Source organism: Paraconexibacter sp. AEG42_29, assembly GCF_040581415.1.
Classification (GTDB): domain Bacteria; phylum Actinomycetota; class Thermoleophilia; order Solirubrobacterales; family Solirubrobacteraceae; genus Paraconexibacter.
In genome coordinates this window covers 497736-516279 of the sequence record NZ_CP114014.1, presented here as the reverse complement: position 1 = coordinate 516279, position 18544 = coordinate 497736, and the positions used below count along the sequence as shown (strand labels likewise).

General features: G+C 69.5%; 17 protein-coding genes. 1 reads left to right on the top strand and 16 read right to left on the bottom strand.

All coding sequences use genetic code 11. From position 1 onward, the window contains the following. Positions 1–5 precede the first annotated feature (5 nt). The 16 genes from DSM112329_RS02460 to DSM112329_RS02385 form a co-directional block, all read right to left on the bottom strand. Positions 6–1322 carry an MlaD family protein gene (locus DSM112329_RS02460; RefSeq protein ID WP_354700223.1) on the bottom strand — a complete coding sequence of 439 codons (1317 nt, stop codon included), beginning with the start codon at positions 1320–1322 and terminating at the stop codon, positions 6–8. Continuing rightward, positions 1319–2638: an MlaD family protein gene (locus DSM112329_RS02455; RefSeq protein WP_354700222.1), complete on the bottom strand. Its 1320-nt coding sequence runs from the start codon at positions 2636–2638 to the stop codon at positions 1319–1321. The genes DSM112329_RS02460 and DSM112329_RS02455 overlap by 4 nt, the downstream gene beginning before the upstream one ends. Then, on the bottom strand, positions 2635–3945 hold the full coding sequence (locus tag DSM112329_RS02450; protein ID WP_354700221.1) for an MlaD family protein: 1311 nt from the start codon (positions 3943–3945) through the stop codon (positions 2635–2637). The genes DSM112329_RS02455 and DSM112329_RS02450 overlap by 4 nt, the downstream gene beginning before the upstream one ends. After that, positions 3942–5306 carry an MlaD family protein gene (locus DSM112329_RS02445; RefSeq protein WP_354700220.1) on the bottom strand — a complete coding sequence of 455 codons (1365 nt, stop codon included), beginning with the start codon at positions 5304–5306 and terminating at the stop codon, positions 3942–3944. Before DSM112329_RS02445 ends, DSM112329_RS02450 begins: the two co-directional genes overlap by 4 nt. After that, complete coding sequence (locus DSM112329_RS02440) at positions 5303–6652, bottom strand: MlaD family protein (RefSeq protein WP_354700219.1); 1350 nt, start codon at positions 6650–6652, stop codon at positions 5303–5305. The genes DSM112329_RS02445 and DSM112329_RS02440 overlap by 4 nt, the downstream gene beginning before the upstream one ends. Positions 6653–6657: 5 nt before the next feature. Further along, positions 6658–7428, bottom strand: coding sequence for an ABC transporter permease (locus DSM112329_RS02435; protein WP_354700218.1), 771 nt, complete (start codon positions 7426–7428; stop codon positions 6658–6660). Positions 7429–7481: 53 nt separating this feature from the next. Beyond that, a complete protein-coding gene (locus DSM112329_RS02430) occupies positions 7482–8324 on the bottom strand; it encodes an ABC transporter permease (RefSeq protein WP_354700217.1) in 843 nt (280 codons plus the stop codon). A 92-nt stretch (positions 8325–8416) separates the two neighbouring features. Beyond that, entirely contained in the window at positions 8417–9289 is an 873-nt protein-coding gene (locus DSM112329_RS02425; RefSeq protein WP_354700216.1) for a helix-turn-helix transcriptional regulator, read from the bottom strand. Between the two features lie 6 nt (positions 9290–9295). Next, positions 9296–10471: an ATP-binding cassette domain-containing protein gene (locus DSM112329_RS02420; RefSeq protein WP_354700215.1), complete on the bottom strand. Its 1176-nt coding sequence runs from the start codon at positions 10469–10471 to the stop codon at positions 9296–9298. Beyond that, positions 10468–10743 carry a cytochrome C oxidase subunit IV family protein gene (locus DSM112329_RS02415; protein ID WP_354700214.1) on the bottom strand — a complete coding sequence of 92 codons (276 nt, stop codon included), beginning with the start codon at positions 10741–10743 and terminating at the stop codon, positions 10468–10470. Before DSM112329_RS02415 ends, DSM112329_RS02420 begins: the two co-directional genes overlap by 4 nt. Then, complete coding sequence (locus DSM112329_RS02410) at positions 10740–11333, bottom strand: cytochrome c oxidase subunit 3 family protein (protein ID WP_354700213.1); 594 nt, start codon at positions 11331–11333, stop codon at positions 10740–10742. The genes DSM112329_RS02415 and DSM112329_RS02410 overlap by 4 nt, the downstream gene beginning before the upstream one ends. After that, positions 11333–12145, bottom strand: a complete 813-nt coding sequence (locus tag DSM112329_RS02405; RefSeq protein ID WP_354700212.1) for a CbbQ/NirQ/NorQ/GpvN family protein — start codon at positions 12143–12145, stop codon at positions 11333–11335. The genes DSM112329_RS02410 and DSM112329_RS02405 overlap by 1 nt, the downstream gene beginning before the upstream one ends. Beyond that, entirely contained in the window at positions 12142–13818 is a 1677-nt protein-coding gene (locus DSM112329_RS02400) for a hypothetical protein (protein WP_354700211.1), read from the bottom strand. Before DSM112329_RS02400 ends, DSM112329_RS02405 begins: the two co-directional genes overlap by 4 nt. Beyond that, entirely contained in the window at positions 13805–15499 is a 1695-nt protein-coding gene (locus DSM112329_RS02395) for an NAD(P)/FAD-dependent oxidoreductase (RefSeq protein WP_354700210.1), read from the bottom strand. The genes DSM112329_RS02400 and DSM112329_RS02395 overlap by 14 nt, the downstream gene beginning before the upstream one ends. Positions 15500–15556: 57 nt before the next feature. After that, entirely contained in the window at positions 15557–16318 is a 762-nt protein-coding gene (locus DSM112329_RS02390) for a hypothetical protein (protein WP_354700209.1), read from the bottom strand. Between the two features lie 3 nt (positions 16319–16321). After that, positions 16322–17497, bottom strand: coding sequence for a spirocyclase AveC family protein (locus tag DSM112329_RS02385; RefSeq protein WP_354700208.1), 1176 nt, complete (start codon positions 17495–17497; stop codon positions 16322–16324). 111 nt (positions 17498–17608) lie between these two features. On the opposite strand from DSM112329_RS02385, the gene DSM112329_RS02380 reads away from it, so the two are divergent. Continuing rightward, positions 17609–18244: a helix-turn-helix domain-containing protein gene (locus DSM112329_RS02380; protein ID WP_354700207.1), complete on the top strand. Its 636-nt coding sequence runs from the start codon at positions 17609–17611 to the stop codon at positions 18242–18244. Positions 18245–18544 lie beyond the last annotated feature (300 nt).

The window sequence follows — 18544 nt, the reverse complement described above, 5'->3', positions numbered from 1 at the left end:
TCTCCTCAGGGACGGACGACCTCGGCGGGTGCGCCGCCGAGCGTGGTGCCGCCACCACAGTTGTTGGGGTACTTCTTGGTCGCGGTGTCGATCGCGAGGCCGGTGCTGTCCAGGGAGACCGCTGCGTCACCGCGGGGGGCCACGCCGCGGGCGTCGCCGGTGGCGAAAACCGACTGCGTCCACTGGAAGAACCGCTGGAGCACGAACGTGCACTTGCCGAGGCTTGTGGTGACGTGGTTGATCGCACCGGTCTGCGGCTGCAGTGCCTGAACGGCATCGGCGAGGCTGGCGGATGCCGGACGGAGCTCGGACACGAGCGGGCTGACGTCGGTGATCGCCGGGCGCAGGTCGTCAAGGGCCGGCCTGGCGGTGGCGCTCAAGCGGCGGACCGCTTTGAGGGAAGTGCCAAGCCGATCGGCGATGGGCTGTAGCCGCTGGACGGCGGTGTCGACGTCGGGCAGGACGATGCCAAGGGCCGAGGTCGCGGCGCTCAGTGTGCTGAGCGCGGGTGGCAGCTGCTGCAGCGTCTGGTCAAGGCCCTGGCGTTCATCCTGGATCGCCGACAGCGTCTGGGCGCTGTCGCCGACCAAGCGGCGCACCTGCGTCTGCCGGCGCCCGAGCTCCTCGGTCAGGGTTGCTGTGTTCTGGACGAGACGACGGGTCATCGTCTTGCGCTTGGTGACCTGTGTGGTCAGGCGACGGGCTGCGTCCAGAAGCGGCGAGAGCGCGACGAACGCGTTGCGGACGGCGGCCCCTTCGCCGTCGATGCCGGTGCCGAACTCGGCGAGCATCGTCCGTAGCCGAACTCGCGTGTCCGCGTTGAAGGTCTGCAGGACGTCGGCGATCGAGACGCTCGAGGAGGTCTGACTCTCGGAGAGCGGCTGTGCTGCGGGGGCCTTGCCGCTGGCGCGGGTGCCGCGGTCGACGATGTCGAGGTACATGTCCTGCAGGGGCGTGTTCGGCCGAAGCTGCGCCCGGGCGTCGCGGTAGACGGGGGTGTACTTGCGGTCGATCTTCGCGGTGAGGATCGCCCGGCCACGGTCGAGCTTGACGCTGGTGATGGTGCCGGCGGGGATGCCGCTGACGCGGACCTCGTCGCGGCCGGCGACGACGCCGGTGGCGTCCGCGACGGTGAACTGCACGCTCTGGGACTCCGTCAGCCCGCCGTGTCCGGGGATCTGCAGCGCGATGTACGCAAGTCCGCCAGCGGCGAGTGCGAGGCCGACGGCGACGGCGGCGAGCGGCGCCAGCGAGCGTTTGATCTCCAGGGTCGCGCGGGCACGGCTGGGACGGTGGCTGATGTGGTCGCGGATCGCGGTCATTTGCCGGCCTTCGGTGTCGGCTGCCGGTAGCTGAGGGCACGCTTGACGCCGCCGAGGAGCTTGTTGCACTTCAGGATCGAGCTCTCCTCTGGGTCGGTCAGGAGCACGTTGCAGGGCAGGAGGTTTGCCACCGAGCGTTCGCTGCCCAGGGCGGGGAACCGGAAGAGGTGGCCCTCGGCGTCGAACGTCGATGCGGACCCGTTCAGGCTGGCGATCGTCGGTCCGACGATCTGATAAGTCCGTAGCTCGGTTACCGGGTCGCGCTCGGCCAGGCCCGGCAGGACGGTGCCGGCGAGTCGGTCGATGCTCGGCTGCAGCTCGTTGACAAGCTGCGTGCCGCTGCGAGCCGTCAGGGCAAGCGAGCGCGCGGCGTAGCGGAGGTTCTGGGCGACCGGCCGTGCGGTGCTGAGCAGCCGGTCGGCCGAGCGTACGGTCGGGCGCAGCTCGCTGAGCGTCGGCGACAGGGCCGGCGCGGCGCCGGTGAGCCGCTCGATCAGCGGGTCCGCCTGGTGCAGGGTGCTGCGCAGCTCGGCGAGGGTTCGCCGGACCTGTGGCTGGATCTGGCCGGTCAGCGCGAAGGTGCGCCGCAGCTCCTGGCTGCGGGCGGCGGTGACGTTGACGGTGGAAGCGGCGCCTTCGACCATTCGGCGGACGCCGTCAGCGGGTGCGTCGACGGCGCGGACCGTCTGTGCGGTCGCGGCGAGGACCCGTCGAAGATCCTGCTCGCGCGGCCCGCGGACTGCGGCGATGGTGGCCTCCAGGGCGGGGGCGTCAGCGTCGAGCTTGGTTACCGCGCTAGCGACCGGCTCGGGGTGCAGCGCGGCGGGGAGCTCTTTCAGGGTGGTGCGCAGTCCGTCCCTGGAGGCGCCGCGGTTGAACGCGATGAGGTCCTCGACCTCGACCTGGTTCTCGGTGCGGGTGGTCGGGATCGTGCGGTCACCGAGGGGCGAGGTGCTCGCTGTGCCGGGCTTCAGGTCGACGGCGAAGGTGCCTCCGAGCGCGGTGCGCAGCCGGATCCTGGCCGAGGCGTCGGCGTGGATCGTGCCGGCGCTGTCGAACACGGTCAGGTCGACGATCGCCGTGCGTCCGCCGGGAGCGAGGCGGAGCCGGTCTACGCGTCCGGCGGTGATCCCGTTGATGCGAACGGGGTCGCCCTTCTTCAGCTGTCCGGTGGTGGTGAACTGCGCGCGGATCGTTGTTCCCTTCTCACTGAACTGGGAGGCGACCAGGCCGCTGTCGATGGCGACGGTGACGGCGATCAGCAGGGTCAGGACGAGCGCGCCGAGCGCGGCCCGGTTGGCGGCGAGGTTCTTCATGGCCGAAGCGTCAGGGTCGGGTGGACGGAGCCTGCGTACTTGCAGGGCGCGGGGTACAGGTCGCGCTCGGAGAGCGCGTCGGGCAGCGTGAGGCTGTCGCCGGCGCCGGTGAGCGGCATGTTGACGATCGCCTCAGCGCGGATCTCGCCGAGGTTTCCGATCTTGCCGCCGGGGACGCTTCCGAACCCGAGGAAGCTGCGCCACACCCTCGCGAAGTTCACGACGTCGCAGCCGTGCTCGCCGAGGATGTTCAGCGGGCTCTGCAGACGGTCCAGGGGTTGGCGGAGTGGGGTGAGCACAGGGTCGATCGCTTCGGTGAGGTGGAGGGCTTTCGGGACCGTCGCTCGGGCCTGTTCCACGAGTGGCGCGGCGTCGCGCAGCGGCGCGCGGGCGTCGCGGAGCAGCACGGTCGTGGCCCGTAGGGCGGTGGGTGCCTTCGGCAACGTCTGGGCGGCGGTGTCCGCGAGCCGGTGGACGGTGCCGGCGAGGCGGTAGGCGGCCGCCAGCCCCGGACGGGCCGCCGTCAGGGTCGCCGGGGCCAGGTCGAGGGCGCGGCCGACCGCGACGCGCTCCTCGGCCAGCGGCCGCAGGGCGTGGTCGGTCGGGGAGAGCAGCGTCGCGATCTGTCCGCGTGAGGCGTCCAGGGCTGCGGCGGCGCTGTTGAGGCGTGGCGCGAGCAGGGAGGCGTTGGCGTTGCTGTCGAGGACTGCGTCGGCGGTGGTGCGGAAGTCTGCGGCCGCCTGTGGGCCGGCCTTGATGGCGTCGTTGATGTGCTGCCCCTCGCCGAGGACGCCGGTGCCGAGGCCGCGGACGCTGTGGCCGAGTCCGCCACGCGTCGCGGCATCGAAGGTCTCGAGAACGTCCGGGACGCCGAGCGTGATCGATCGCGACGCCGGGCGCAGCGTCCCCCCGTCGGGTAGCTCGCGGCTGCTGGTGCCGCGGATGAGCTGCAGGTACCGCTGGCCGAGCAGTCCGGCGCTGCGCACCGCGGCGGTGGAGTCCTCGGGGATCATCCCGGCCGCTGCGGAGAGTCGCAGGGTGACCTTTGCGCGGGTGCCGCTCGGTTCGATCGTCTTGACCTGGCCGATGAGCACTCCGGCCGTGCGCACGTCGTTGTGCGCGCGCAGGCTTCCGACGTCGCCGAGGACGACGGTCGCGGTGCGGTGCTTGGTGCCCGGTACCCCGTTGGGTGAGTTGAGCGTCAGCCAGGCGAGCAGGATTGTTGCCGCGATCGTGATGACTCCGGCTCGCGCCAGGCGACCAGCGGGGTCGCGGCGGCGCTTTCGCATTCGGGTGGTGGTGGTCATTTCCCGAGGAGGTAGTCGAGGAGCTGGCTTACGCCGTTGCCGACGGTGTTTCCAAGGTCAGCTGCGGGCGCACCGGGCGTGCTGGGCGCTGGCGTGGATGGGAGCTGCGGTTTCGCTGATTTGGGTGGCTTGCGCGTGAGCGCGGGAAGCAGTCCGGCGACGCTCGGTATTCCGGGCTTCGTGGGCTTGGTGGTCTTGCTCTGCGTCGGCGCGGGGGTGGAGAGGCGGGTGATGATCGAGTTCAGGGACTCGGGGTTGACCGCGACCTTCGCGCGGAACATGTGCGTCAGGCCGTCCCGGGCCTGGATCGCCCGTGACCAGCCCTGAAGGGTGGCCATCAGGTCGTCGATCGTGAGATCCAGGGTGCGCGACACCGGTGCCAGCGAGGTGGCGAAGCCACGCAGGGAGCTCAGCGTCGGCTGGGCGCGCCTCAGGACCGGGGTGGCCTGGCGGCCGAGGCGGCTGATCGCCGGCGAGGTGCGGCGCAGCTGCTCGAGGGCGGGGGCGGCGGCCTGACGGAACGGCTCGACGGCGTTGAGGGTCTGGGCGAGGGGGGGAGCGGTTGCGCTGATCGCCCGTGCGGCCTGGCCGAGGGGAGGGGCGGTGTCGCGGATCTCACCGAGCGCGCGTTGCAGTTCGCTCAGCGTTCCCGGTGCGCGGTCGAGGGTGGCGATGAGCTCGGCGCGCTTGGCGGAGAAGCTCTGCGATGCGCGGCCGGCGGTGTCGATGAGCTGCGTGAGCTCGCGCCGCTGGCGGGTCAGTGTGGCGAGGAATCGGTCGCTGCGCTCGATGACCTCGCCGAGGGTGTGGTTGTCGCCCACGACCTGCTCGAGCAGGTCGGTGGCCTTGTCCACGGCGGGTGGGAACTGGCGAAGGAAGCTGTTGAGGTCACCGCCGCGCCCGACCAGTCCCGCGCCGGCTTCGTTGATGAGCACCCCGACCTTCGCGCGGGTGGTCGGAGCGAGGACGTCGAGGATCTGGTCCAGGTCGACGGATGCGGTGACGCGATCGGCGCCGACCCGGCCGCCGGATGGCAGCGCCGCCCGGCGGTCGCCGGGCGTGAGGTTCACGTACTTCTCTCCGAGCAGGTTCCGTGAGGCGATCGTGGCGCGGGCGTTGCGGCCGATCGGTCCGCGGTCGGCGTCGATCTTGAGCGTGGCATCCACGCGGTCGTTGGGCTGCAGGCGAAGCTCTGCGACCTTCCCGACGGGGACGCCGCCGACCTGGACGAGGGATCCTTCCCGCAAGCCATCGGCGTTCTTCAGCTCCAGGGTCACGCGGTAGTCCGCGTCTGAGCCGCAGGCGCCGAGCCCCAAGGCCAAGCTCGCCGCGGCCAACGCTGTCGTGAGTGGGCGGTTCATGGCGCGACCTCGATCAGGTTCTTTGAGAAGGGGTCGAAGTTGCGTGCCTCGGGGTCCTTGGCGGGGTCGGCGCCGTCGGCGGTGATGCCGCAGTCGGGCTGGTACCACGGCTGTCCGGCGTTGGCTCCGGGGGCGCGCGGGAATCCCCAGGCCTGGAAGGGGCCGGGCATCAGCTTGGAGAGCTGCGGGACGGTCAGGGGGGTGTCGTTCGGGAAGGGGTACACGGCGTTGAACAACCGCGCGTACTTGTTCTTCTTGTCGCCGTTGGCGACGAACCCGCTCCAGGTGGACGCAAAGCCGGCGATCTCCGGGGCGTACGGCCGCAGGCAGGTGAGCTGGGTGCTGGCCTGCTCGAGGGTGGACTTCAGGTTCGGGGTCAGCGCGCCGGCGTCGTCCAGCAGCCGGGTGAGGTCCGGGGCGGCGCGCCGCGTGGTGGCCAGGGCACGGCGCGCGGTCGGAGCGACCTCGTGGACGGTCTGCAGCGTGCTGTTCAGCGGCAGGATGATCTTCCGGAGCTGCTGCACGCCGGGCGCGAGCTTCCCGGTGAGGGCTGTTGCCGCGGTCAGGGTGCGGTCGACCTGCGCGAGCGTCGTGCGGGTGTCCTTCATGGTGGAGGGTGCCTCGGTGAGCGTGCGCTTGACCGCACTGGCCTCGTCGCCTACGGCGGTGAACGTCGTCGCCGCGTCCGCGAGCAGCGGACCGAGACCGGGGTCGGCGCGCTGGGTCGCGGCCAGGACGCGGTCGGTGGACCGGACGAGGGTGTCGAGGGTCGCGTGGGTGTCGCCCAGGTCGATCAGGGTGCCGGCGACCTGATGGACGGCGGGCGGAGCGCTCTTCAGTGCCCGGCGCAGCGGCCCGCCGGCGGCCTGCAGGGTGCTTCCGGCCGCATCGACGGTGGAGCGCAAGTTCTGTCGTGTCCGTGGCCCGAACGTGTTGAAGACCTCGTCGAACTCGACGGGCAGCTCCACCCGGCGAATGCGCCCGCCGTCACTGATCGGGGTCCCTCGTGCCACGCCGCGGAGCAGATCCACGTACCGGCCGCTCGCGGCGATGGTGCCGCCGTAGCGAATCCGGACGGCAGTGTCGGCCGGGAGCGGCCAAACGGCCTGGTCGGTGAGTCGCAGCGTGACGCGTGCGCCGTTGCCACCGCTGCGCACGGAGATGTTCGTGATCGTTCCGACCTGCTGGCCGGCAGCTCGGACCTTCAGGCCAGGGGTGAGGTTCGCGGCGTTTGCGACGTTGAAGCTGACGCGGTGGGTCGGCGCGCTGCTACCGGATCCGATGATGATCGCGAGCGCCGCGCATGCGATCAGCAGGAGGGCGACGGTGGTGGCCTTGGCTCTCATCGATCTCAGCCGCCGATCGGAAGGTGCGGGTCGGTGCCGTAGGCGAGCGCGAGATACGCCGGCACGATGATGTGGATCAGACCGAGGTTGACGACCAGCGAGCGGGCGGTCGCCTGCCCGACGGCGGCGGGCCCGCCGCGGGTGCGCAGCCCGTAGAAGCAGGAGACCAGGACGATCACCGTCGCGACCGTGAGGATGCAGAGCATCGCCAGAAACTGGTCTGACATCGTCTGTACGCCCCAGTGGTAGCGGAAGAACGCCGAGGAGGTCAGGCCGTCGAGGACGACGATGCCGGCGAACCACGCGCCGGCGGTGTTCGCGAGGAGCGACACCACGGCTGCCAGCGGGATGAACAGCCAGGCCGCAGCCAGGCGGGTGGCGACGAGGTAGCGCATCGGGTCGACGCCCTCGGACTCGTAGGCGTCGGTCTCCTGGTTTACGCGCATCGCGCCGAGCTCGGCGACGATGCCGCATCCGACCTTCGCCGCGAAGACGTAGGCGAACATCAGCGGTGCGGTGCCGCGTGGGCTGATGACGCCCGAGACCAGGCCGAGGTAGTCGGTGGCGCTGACGGCCCGCAGGAAGTAGTAGCCGAACTCGATCACCGAGAAGCCGATGAGGAAGCCGAGGAACGCGATGATCAGCGTGCTTCCGCGGACGAGCTTTCCGGACTGGCGCAGGACCTCGGACATGTTGCCCGGGACACCGCGCAGCGCCGCTATCGCCGAGACGCTGAACACGGCAAGCTCGCCGGCCTCCTCGAGGATCGGCTTCACGCGCCCAGGACGCGGGGTCTGAGCCTTGGCGGCTGGGGGAGCGTTGGTTGCCATCAGCCGCGGAGCTGCTGGACGCTGGGGAACAATGCGAGGTAGGCGCCGTTGACCAGGCCGTTGATGACCCAGAGGGTGCCGAACATGAGCACCACCGCTTGGTTTACGGCAGTGCCGACGCCTTCGGCGCCGCCCTTGGTGGACAGCCCCTTCGCGCAGCTGATCAGTCCGACCGCGAAGCCGCACAGCGGCAGCTTCACCAGCAGCGCCAGGACGTCGGCGGTGTAGACGAAGTCCTTCATCGTGTCCAGCTGCGCCCCGAAGGACACCGACGGGTAGAACACCGGGATCAGCAGGTAGCAGACGACCTGCGAGGTCAGGAACGTGATCAGGCCGAGCACAGGGGCGACGAGCGTCATCGCCACCACCCGCGGGACGACGAGCGCCCGGGTGGTGTCCACGCCAAGGACCGAGAGCGCCTCGAGCTCCTCGCGGATGCGGCGAGCACCGATGTCGGCGGTCATCGCGCTGCCGGCCACTCCGGCGAACACCATCGCCGTGACCCACACGGCCGGCTCGCGCATGAAGCCGATGGTCAGGCCGCCGGCGAGGCGGTCAGAGGTCCCCAGCGTCTCGACGATGCGGCCGACGAACAGCACGGCGATGCCGATGGCGAAGGTGATCATGGCCAGCACGAGCGGCAGCGTGCAGCGGCGAAGGGCCAGCGAGAACTCGACGATCGCGTCGCGCCACCACGGGAAGGGCGGGGTGAACGTCAGCCTGACGCTGCGGACGGCGAGCAGGCCGATGTCGCCGGCGGTCTGCAGCCCGGCGGATCTGGGAGTGCCCAGTGACCGGACGGAGCGGGCAGCCCGGCCTCTGCGTATGCCTTGTTCGGCCATGATCAGACTCTCTCGGTGGGTGGTAGGTGGTGAACAGCCCCCGGCCGGGGGAACCTTGCGCGTTGCGCGGGGGAGGTTGGCGGGCGAATGGGTCATGCCGCGCGTCCGTCCGTCTCACCTTGGAGGAAACGGGTGACCGCCTCGATGCGGTTGGATGCGCCGAACTTGCGCAGGATCCGGGTGACGTGGCTCTTGACGGTTTCGGGTGAGACGACGAGCCGGCTGGCGATCTCGCGGTTCGAGAGGCCCTCGGCGAGCAGCTGGGCGATTGCCCGCTCCCGCTCGGTGAGGTGTACCCCGCCGCCGGCGCCCGCAGACGCCGGTACTCCTTGGAACGTGCCGAAGGCCAGGCGCTCTCCGTGCCGGTGCGGCAGTGACGGCGGCGCGTGCCGGACTTCGCCGAGGAGCGCCTGGGTTGAGACAGCCAGATACCGGAGCTCTTCGGAGACCTCGCCCAGCCGTGTCCGCGTCAGGCTCGTCTCAAGGACGCTGGACAGGATCGCCGCATAGGCCGACAGCACCGCGTAGTCGACCTCGTCCAGAGCAGGGGTGTCGCGGTCCACCACGAGCAGGCCGAGAGCGACGTCCTGCACGGCGATCCGCAGCAGGGCGTAGTGGGTGAGGCCGAGCTGCTCGGCCAGCAGGCTGTGGCTCTGCGGGCGTGAGCGCCCGATGCGGATCGCGTCTGCTTCAGCGGTACCGGCCGTGATCGACAGCGGGGAGCGCGAGATCTCTCGTCGCATGAACTCACTCGCGTCGTCTGGGAGGCGGTCTGATGTCTCGCCGGTCAGGGTGCCGCGATCGATCGAGAGCACCAGGGCACGCGCGAAGCCGCACTCGGTCGCGGCCAGCGACGCGCCGCGCTGGAACAGTTCGCTGGGGTCCGCCGCGGCCGCGAGACGCGCCGGGACCTCGGCGAGGCGCTCGAGGCGCCGCAGGGTTGAGTGACTGGCTTGAGGGTTCATGATCGGTCAGGCGTCCATGGAGAGGGGGCCGTCGGTGTCGCCGGCGAGGAACTGCTGCACGAACGGCTCGTCGGAGCCGAGGACGTCGTCGCGCATCCCGGAGAGCAGGACCTTTCCCTGCCACAGGACGGTGATGTGCTCGGCGATGCGCTTGGTCAGCGCGATGTTGTGGGTGACCACGACCATCGCCCCGCCCATCGCCTGGTGCTGGTCGACGAGAAGCTCCCCGAGGAGGGCAGTGCGCACCGGGTCAAGGCCGGAATCGGGCTCGTCGCAGATGATGATGCTCGGCTCAAGGACGAGCGCCCGGGCCAGGCCCGCGCGCTTGCGCATCCCGCCCGACAGCTCGTTCGGCATCCGGTTTGCGGCGCTGGTCAGCCCGACGTTCGCCAGGTGCCCGTGCACGATCTCCGCGACGACCTTGTCGGGCAGGTCGGTGTGCCGGCGCAGGGGGAAGGCGACGTTGTCGTAGATGTTCATGGCGCTGAACAGCGCACCGTCCTGGAACATGACGCCGATCTCCGTGCGCAGCGCCAGCAGCTGTGAGCGGGACATCTGGCTCAGGCGCCGGCCCCGGATCAGGACTTCGCCCGCGTCGGGGCGCAGCAGTCCGGTGACGTGCTGCAGCAGAACGCTTTTCCCGGTGCCGGACGGGCCGAGCACGACCGAGATCAGGCCCTCGGGGATGGTGATGTCCGCGCCCCTGAGGATGCGGTTGGTGCCGAACGCCTTGTGCAGGCCGCGTGTCTCGATCGCCAGCAGCTGCTCGTCGATCTGGCCGTGGCTGGTCAGCGGGTCGCGGTCGGTCTGGTCTGTGGACCGGGCAGCGAGCAGTCCGCGGAGGATCGGCTCGACCTCAAGGAAGCGGCGAACCGGCCCGGCCGTCGCGGCGCGGCCGGCGATCACGTCGGCCGTCAGGTGAAGCTCGCCGCGCGCGAACCGGCGCGCCTGGTCCTCGCTGAGACGGACTTCGATCTCTGCGGCGGCCTTGTCCTGCGTCACCTGCGGGGGGCGCTGATCGAGCAGCAGCGTGACGGAGGAATGCGGCAGCACGAAGGCCACCGTCGTCTGGGCGTAGGTCAGCCGGGTCACCTCGGGCCGGCCGGACGCCACGACATCGCTGAGGGCTGTGTACGGGTGATCGTGTGCGGGGATGGTGGCGGTCACAGTCGAAGAGGTCATGCGTAGAGGTAGAGCGAGATGACGAGCGCGCAGACGGTCAGGCACCACGCGTCAAAGACGTGGCGCAGCGCGGTGGGGGCCGCGCGCAGGTCCATGAAGTACATGCCGATCAGCCGGACCTTCACGAACGCCACCGCCAGGATCGCGGCGCTTGAGGTCCGCGCGCTTGGCAGCACGTGGTCGGCGCCCAGCCACCAGGAGCTGCAGGTCGCTGCGACGAGCAGAAGCCCGACCAGGGCAACGCGAGGATCGAGGAGCTGCGGGGTCTTCATCGCACGAGGTACAGCAGCGGGAACAGGACGATCCACAGCAGGTCGACCATGTGCCAGAAGCACGCGCCGCCTTCGATGTACGCGTAGCGGCGGGCGGTGAGCCGCGGTTTTCCGACCTGCCTGATCGCAAAGGCCAGGACCCCGAGCCCCACGACGAGGTGAAACAGGTGAAGCCCCGTGAGGATGTAGTAGTAGGTCCAGAAGTCGTTGGTCGTGGGGGTCAGTCCGTGGCTGATCTTGTCGCTGTACTCCAGGTACTTGTTGGCCGCGAACCCCAGGCCGCAGAGCGCCGCGAGGCCGAAGAGCCGCTGGGCGGCTCGCGACCGGCGGCGGCCGGTCGCGCGCACGCCGGCGACGACGCAGAGCGAGCTGAGCAGCAGCAGCAGCGTGTTCGTCGCGCCGACGGTGGCGCTGAGGTGCTGCTGTCCCTCGGCGAAAAGCGCGGGGTCCTGTGCGCGCGCGAGGAGGTAGGTGGCGAAGACGAAGGCGAACACCGTCATGTCGCCGACGATGAAGACCCACGTGCCGGACTCTCCGGGGACGCGTCGGTCAGTCGGCCGGGTGCCGCGCAGGGATTCGCCGAGCTGCATCAGGAATGCTCCGAGGAGCTGTCGTACGCGTCGATGACCGTGATGAGCTGGGCGGTGAGCGCCTCGTCGTCGGTGAGCGGCGCAGCGATCGCGGCGGTGGCGGCGCGCCGGAACCCCAGGCCCTCCTGCATGAGCCGTGCGGCGGCGATCAGCGTGCGGGTGGACGCCACTTCCCGCAGGCCCGCGTCCTTGCCGCGGCGCAGTGCCTGCCCGAGCCGGATGAGATCGTCAAGGCGGCGATCGTCAAGTCCACTTTCGCGGCTGACGATCAGGCGCTCGGTGTCGGCCGGTGGATACGTCAGGTCAAGGCCGACCATGCGCTGGCGCGTTGAGACCTTCAGGTCCTTCAGCACGCTCTGGTACCCGGGGTTGTAGGAGACGACGAGCATGAAGCCCGGGGCGGCCTGGATGGTCTCGCCGCCGAGCCGCTCGAGCGTCATCGTGCGGCGGTGATCGGTGAGGGAGTGGACGGCCACCACGGCGTCCTGCCGCGCCTCGACGACCTCGTCGAGGTAGCAGATGCCGCCCAGCCGGACGGCCTGCGTCAGGGGCCCGTCGACCCATTCGGTGTCGCCGCCGGTCAGCACGAACCGTCCCAGCAGGTCGCTGGCGGTCATGTCCTCGTGGCAGGAGACCGTCATCAGCGGCACGTCCAGACGGGCCGCCATGTGCTCCACCAGTCGCGTCTTGCCGCAGCCGGTGGGGCCTTTGAGCATCACGGCCAGCTGCTGCCGCCAGGCGGCGGCGAAGACGTCGATCTCGTCGCTGGTGGCTGCGTAGAACGGAGCTTCGAGCTTCACTGCGTCGGTCATCCGGTCGCCTCGTGTGTGGTTGATGTGCCTCGTCGCCGCTGGGCGGCGGCGTCTTTCAGCGCGCGCTGGATGAGCGGGCGGATCTGCGGGGCGAGCTCGTGCGGGTGCTCCACGTGGCAGTGGGCGACATGTCCCCAGACACGATCGATCACCTCTGGCCGGGTCGGTGAGCGCATGGCGATGCATGCGCATCCGACCCCCAGCTCCACCGCTTCGGCCAGCGCCTTGCGCGTGTCCTCGTGCGCGTGCCGGTGCTCGTATCCGTCTTCGTACGGCAGGCCGTCTCCGACGACGATGAGCAGGAGCTTGCTGGTGCCCGCCTGCTCGCGGAGCAGATGGGTTCCGTGGCGCACGGCAGCTCCGAGCCGGGTGAACCCGGTCGGCTGGATCGCGGCAAGGCGGCGGCGAGCGGCGTGGCCGTAGGGCTCGTTGAACGTCTTCGCGCGCAGGAACCGCACGTTGTCCTTGCCGCGCGAGTAGAAGCCGTAGGTCGCCACGCGGTTGCCGAGCACGTCGAGCTCGGCGGTGAGCTGAGCTGCGAGCTGACGTTCACCGGCGAAGATCTGATGGCCGTCGGTGGACTCCCCCGTCGAGCCGCTGGCGTCCAGGAGGATCAGCACGCCGAGGTCGTGGCCGGTGCGGCGCCGCTGCTCGTAGACGCGGGGGTCGCCAGGCTGGCCGATGCGCCTGTCGCTTGCGAAGTCGACGAGGGCGGTGATGTCCAAGCCGTCGCCGTCGTGCTGGCGCCGGTGCGGTTCGTTGGCCTGGCCCAGCGTGGCGAGCTGCTTTCGCAGCCGCACGTCGGGAGTCTCAGGCAGAGGCGCGGTGCCGCTTTGGACCGGTGGATCGAACTGGCTGACCGTGCACCAGTCCGCACGGTACGCGCGGCGATCGACCGACCATTCCGGGTAGTGGTGGCCGGCCGACGGCGCGCCCGGTGAGCCTGTGGTGCTGGCCGTGGTGCGGACCTGGGTCGCGCCGCGCAGGCCGCGTCCCTGCCGGTTGCCGCGCATGGCGGCCTCGTCGCCGGCGCCGGACTCGCCGGACGTCGGCGACCCGCCCATGCCGAGCATCTTCGCCAGCTTCGCGGCCATGGGGTTGTTGATCGGCGCCGCCAGCAGGTCAAGGACGCTGCTGCGGTCGGCATCGTCGGCCTCGTCGTCGTCGAGCTCCTGAAGCTCAGAAGGCTTCAGCGCGTTGCTCAGCATCGTCTCGGTGATCTCGCTGGACTCGGTCTGCTGCTGGCGGATGAGCTTGCTCGGCCGGATCTCGCCGCACCAGGCCGGCGCATCCGGAATACGGGCCGACTTGGCCCGCCGAAGCGACTCCTCTGCCGAGCGCGACGCCGGGCCGTCATAGAGCGCCCCCGCACGGTCCAGCACCTGGTTGGGGGCCACGTCGCGCAGGAGATCCATCGCCCGCTGCGTCTCGAGCGTCAGGTACCGCGAGCGGCTGCCGCGGCGCCCGACGAGCTTTCCCATCCCGACGTCCAGGCTGCCGGCGGCGATCAGCGCCGCCTGCACGACGACGCTGTCCGTGCTGCTGTCGGGGCCTGCGTAGATCGTCTCCCCGTCGGTGTGGGTGACTCCGCTGCGGAGCACGACGACGGGGATCGTCCGGCCGACGATCGCCGACGCCAGCAGCGTCGCACCGTCGCCGCTACGCAGGGACAACGGGCTTCTCCTCAGGCGCTGCTGACACCCACCGCTCGGCGTGGGAGGCCGCCGCTGCCTCACGCTGGCGCGGCCCCTGCCTGTCCTGCTTCTTCAGCACCTGCAGCACGCGCTTCGCGCAGTTCTGCCCGGGCATACCGGAGATCCCGGCGACGGGGTGGGTGCCCGAGCCCGTGAGGAACAAGCCGGACACCGGTGTCTCGTAGCCCGCCAGGCCCATCGCCGGCTTCAGCGGTCCGAACCGCGTGATCGTCGGATCGACGTGGTAGACGTTGCCGTCGATCGCCCAGAAGCGCTCCTCGATGTCCGGCTGCGCAAGGGGACGACGGGCGATCTCCATCTCCTCCATGCCGACGAAGTACTCCGACGCGTTCTTGATCACCCGGTCGGTGATCTGCTCACGCGCGGTGTCCCAGCCGTCGACGGGCTCGGCGGGCGTCAGGCCGGTCCAGAACCAGAAGGTGTCGTGCCCGTCGGGCGCCATGCCTGGGTCAAACGCGGTCGTGATCTGCGACAGGCCGGGGACCATGTCCGGGACGCGGCCCTGCACGCACTCGTTCGCTGCGGTCAGCGCCTGCTGGTGGGTGTTCCAGGTCGTGCACGGCAGCCGCAGGTCGATGTCGTCCTTGCGCCACGCCTGGTGACGGGCGAGCTCGAGCTTGCCCTTGACCGCGACGTTCAGCTTGTAGTCGGTCATCCCGGTGTTCTTCGTCGGGATCCGCTCGGCGCGGTTTGCGTACGTGTGCGTCAGCGTGCCCTGCGGAAGCAGCTTCGTCAGCACCGTCTTGGGGCTGAACGCGGTGACGACCGCACGTCGCGCGGTGATCTCCTCACCGCCCACCAGGCGCACCCCGGTGACCTGGCCAAGGTCCCCGATCAGCAGCTGCTCGACCGGGGCGCTGCACCGCACCCGGCCGCCGTAGGACTCAAGACAGCGGATCAGCGCCTTCGGGAAGGACCCCGTCCCGCCCTCGAACATCGCCACGCCGACCTTCTCCAGGACGCCGAGGTAGATCAGGGACCAGCCCGACAGGTCCGCGTCGAACTGCATGAACGGCAGGTTCGTGGTCAGCGGCCCGCGGACCATGTCGTGCTCGAACCACTCCTCGATCACCTCGCGCTGCGAGGCGGTGACCCAGCGCGCGATCTCCCCGAGCTCCTTGCGGCCCTTGGCCGCCTCCTTCAGCGCCTTGAGGATCACCTTCGGCTCCGGGCGGACCGCGCTGGTCTGCATCGCCGGGATGCCGATGTTCACCGCGGTGCGGATGATGTCGCAGAGCTTGATGTAGCTGTCTGCGTCCTTGCGGGAGAAGTGCCGGATCTCGTCCGCCGTCTTCTGCGGGTCGCGCCACATGGCGATCGACTCGCCCTCGAATCCGAGGTGCACGTGCGCGGGGTCGATCGGCCGCATCTTCAGGCCGTGGCGCGCCGACAGGCCCAGCTCGGCGTCGATGTTCGTCGTCCGGAACAGCGACGCGTGGATCGACGCCTCATTGATCATGTGCCCCGGCGCCTCGGGCAGGAACTCGTTCGTGGCGGTCATCCCGCCGGGCGTGGAATGGGCCTCCACCACCAGGACGTCTAGCCCAGCCTTCGCCAGAAAGCAGGCAGCGACCAGCCCGTTGTGTCCGCCGCCCGCGACGATCACTTCAGCGCCGTCCGCCACCGATCCGCTCTTCATCGGTTCTCCCTCTCTCGTTGTGGACCTACCCGCCGGCGTGCCGGCCGCTGCTGCCCTTCAGGCCGTCTGCTGCTGCGCTTCCGTATCGATCGCTCGCCGCAGCAGGACGGTCATCACGACGATCCACGCCGCGAACACCACCAGGGGCAGGAAGAACGCGAACGCTCCGTTCCAGGCGAAGGGGCCGTCCTTGAAGAACGGCACGACCCCCGCCGGGATGATCAGCACCGCGACCCAGAGGTTGAAGTAGCCCGCCCACCGCGGGAAGACGTCGCTGTCACGCTCGTCCGCGAGGATCGCCACCCCGATCGAGCCGAACTCGACGACCGCGGAGGAGATCACTCCGACGAACATCAGCCAGCCCATGTCGTTCAGCATCCGGATGATCTCCGCGCTGTTGCTGTCCACGCGATACGCCGCGGTCTGCCAGATCATCAGCGGGATGATGAACTCGAGCGACAGCAGCCCCGCCGACACCAGCTGCGTCCACGCCATCACCGACCGCGGGCCCTCGATGCGCCGCATCTGCGCGCTGATCACCGCCGCGAACGGCACCAGCAGCGCGGACGCGAAGAGCGTGATGACCAGGCCGAGCTGGATCGCGCCGGTGTGCTCGCGGTACATGTCGACCACGTCCGCCGGCGACTTCTCCGGCGACGGCGGCGGGATGAACCGCGCGAGGACGACAAACGCCGCGACCCAGCCGATGATCATGATCGGCCCCGTCCACACGCAGGCCATCTGGACGCGTCGGTTCATGCCGACGCCATCCGCCGGAGCCTTCTGCTCCGGCGGATCGAACACCAACGTCTCGCTCACCGCTCAGCCCTTCGGACGGAACTTCTTCGCCGTGTCCGACGCCGGGGTGATGCCCTTCGGCACGATCAACTTGCCGCTCGGATCGAAGTGCACCGCGTCCTTGCGAGACAACGGCAGGTTCGTGGACGGGCAGGCCTGGTCGGTCTTCGGGCCGCAGATGCCGTTGGTGTAGTACGAGCGCTCCTGCACGCTCTTCGGCCACGAGTGACCCTGGAGGTTGAAGAACTGGTAGGGCACGTTGTACGTGACGACGTAGATCAAGCTGCCGGCGCCGAGGATCGCCAGGAACCGCATCCCGGTCTTGATCCCCGGGCTGGCCCGGATCTCGTCGACGCCGCGCTCGGCGAAGGAGTAGCCCTTGTCGTCCTTGAAGAACAGCAGGCAGCCGAAGCCCGTCACCCAGAACGCGGTGAAGATCGACTCATACACCGGGAACTGGTAGTACTTGCCCGCGAACAGGGTCCAGGACGGGTCGGTCGCCCAGTAGTTGTAGATCCCGAGGCGAACCCACGCTCCCTCGCAGATGAGGTCGAGCAGGAAGCCGAACACCAGCGAGATCGAGATCAGGCCGAGCATGCCGAGGTTCGGCCACTTCGCCTTGGCCTTGCGCATGACGAAAGCGCAGATCACCGAGATCGGGAACAGCATGTACAGGTAAGCCGGGATGATGAACGCCAGCGGCTCCTGGAACTGCTGCCCGGGGCTGCCGGCGCTGATCGACTGCCACCCCGGGACGCTGCCAACCCACGAGCCCATGTTGAACAGGTGCGCGTTGTACGTGAACGTCGGCTGGTACCAGTTGATGAACGGATCCTGGAACCACAGGCCGATGAAGCTCAGCAGCATCAGCCCGTCGGTCGTCCAACGCTTCTCCTTCAGCCGCGGGCGAAACGCGAACCAGTAGAGGACACCGATGGTGGCCACGATGCCGAGGGGCATGTAGATCTTGAAGAACAGATCCATCCATCCCGGCAGCGCCGTCTCGCCTCCGTCCACGCGCTTGAAGTCCGGGCCCGTCACCCACGCGATGGCGAGGTACGCGTAGAACGCGAACCACAACGCCCCGAAGGCGGCCCATGCCTTGATCGGCTTCTTCTCATTCGGCGCGTCGACCACGATCCCGGCTGTCCCAAAAGCGGACAGTTCGGGCGCGTCGAGCGGCCGCGACTCTACAGCCATCTCGTCTCCTCCAAGCTCAGTTGACCTGCTCGATCGCCACCGTAGAGCAACGACGTTTCTCTTGTCAAGCAACATTGTTTCTTAGCGAGAGGGGAGCTAAGATTTTGCGCAATGGCGGAATCACAGCGAGCGCCCCGGCGCAGTACGGCCGAAGTACGGGAGCTCATCCTTGAGGCGGCGAACAACCTGTTCGTCGAGCACGGCTTCGCCCAGACGGCGATGCGCGACATCGCCAGCCGCGCCGGGATTAGCCTGTCCGTCCTCTACCGCCAGTTCGACGGAAAGGAGGAGCTCTTCGCCGCCACCCTCCTTGCGCCGTTCCTCGAGACGTTCGAGGAGTTCGCCCAGGCTTGGAGTGACCAGGTCGAGACTCCCTGGGACGACGAGCGGCTCGTGCGCGAGTTCGTCCGCGATCTCTACCGCAACTCCACCGAACACCGAGCCTCGCTCGTGACGCTGCTAGCAGCAGGTAACGACTCCGCCAGCAGCATCTTCGCTCAGACCCGCGGCAGTCTGGCCGCCGGGCTCCACGAGCTTCGCCTGATGGCTGAGCACGAAGCCGACCGCCGAGACTGGCTAGACCGCGAGACGCTCGCCTTCAGCAACTCGCTCATCATCGCAATGGTCGTAGGCGCGGTTCTGCTCCAGCCGCTCCTGGCTGGCACGATCGCCGACGACGATGACGGCATGATCGACGCAGCCACCCGCATGGCGATGTACGGCATGCGTCTTACGCCGCCTGCCTGAACAGTCGAGCCAGGCTCGCCCGCCGTAGAGGAGCGGCTCTGGTTCACGTGCTCCGCGCGAGCGGAGCTCGATCCGCGGCACGGCCTACTCTGGCCGGGGGTGGGAGCCTCGGTCGGCTCGCTCCACGGGCCGGTGGGCTGCCGCAAGCGCCGCGGAGCGGCGGAGCGTGGGGGCATTGACGGCGGGGCGGCGGGCGGATCGACGCGCGGCGGAAGTTTGGCGTCTAAATCGTCGCCTCGTTCCTCGGCTTTGCCCGCCTATCGGCCACCGACGAGCCGTCGCTGCAGGACGTCCGACCCG

Coding starts and splice junctions, on each gene's coding strand:
- DSM112329_RS02460 (WP_354700223.1), bottom strand. CDS start 1,322: ATGACCGCGATCCGCGACCACATCAGCCACCGTCCCAGCCGTGCCCGC.
- DSM112329_RS02455 (WP_354700222.1), bottom strand. CDS start 2,638: ATGAAGAACCTCGCCGCCAACCGGGCCGCGCTCGGCGCGCTCGTCCTG.
- DSM112329_RS02450 (WP_354700221.1), bottom strand. CDS start 3,945: ATGACCACCACCACCCGAATGCGAAAGCGCCGCCGCGACCCCGCTGGT.
- DSM112329_RS02445 (WP_354700220.1), bottom strand. CDS start 5,306: ATGAACCGCCCACTCACGACAGCGTTGGCCGCGGCGAGCTTGGCCTTG.
- DSM112329_RS02440 (WP_354700219.1), bottom strand. CDS start 6,652: ATGAGAGCCAAGGCCACCACCGTCGCCCTCCTGCTGATCGCATGCGCG.
- DSM112329_RS02430 (WP_354700217.1), bottom strand. CDS start 8,324: ATGGCCGAACAAGGCATACGCAGAGGCCGGGCTGCCCGCTCCGTCCGG.
- DSM112329_RS02425 (WP_354700216.1), bottom strand. CDS start 9,289: ATGAACCCTCAAGCCAGTCACTCAACCCTGCGGCGCCTCGAGCGCCTC.
- DSM112329_RS02420 (WP_354700215.1), bottom strand. CDS start 10,471: ATGACCTCTTCGACTGTGACCGCCACCATCCCCGCACACGATCACCCG.
- DSM112329_RS02415 (WP_354700214.1), bottom strand. CDS start 10,743: ATGAAGACCCCGCAGCTCCTCGATCCTCGCGTTGCCCTGGTCGGGCTT.
- DSM112329_RS02410 (WP_354700213.1), bottom strand. CDS start 11,333: ATGCAGCTCGGCGAATCCCTGCGCGGCACCCGGCCGACTGACCGACGC.
- DSM112329_RS02405 (WP_354700212.1), bottom strand. CDS start 12,145: ATGACCGACGCAGTGAAGCTCGAAGCTCCGTTCTACGCAGCCACCAGC.
- DSM112329_RS02395 (WP_354700210.1), bottom strand. CDS start 15,499: ATGAAGAGCGGATCGGTGGCGGACGGCGCTGAAGTGATCGTCGCGGGC.
- DSM112329_RS02385 (WP_354700208.1), bottom strand. CDS start 17,497: ATGGCTGTAGAGTCGCGGCCGCTCGACGCGCCCGAACTGTCCGCTTTT.
- DSM112329_RS02380 (WP_354700207.1), top strand. CDS start 17,609: ATGGCGGAATCACAGCGAGCGCCCCGGCGCAGTACGGCCGAAGTACGG.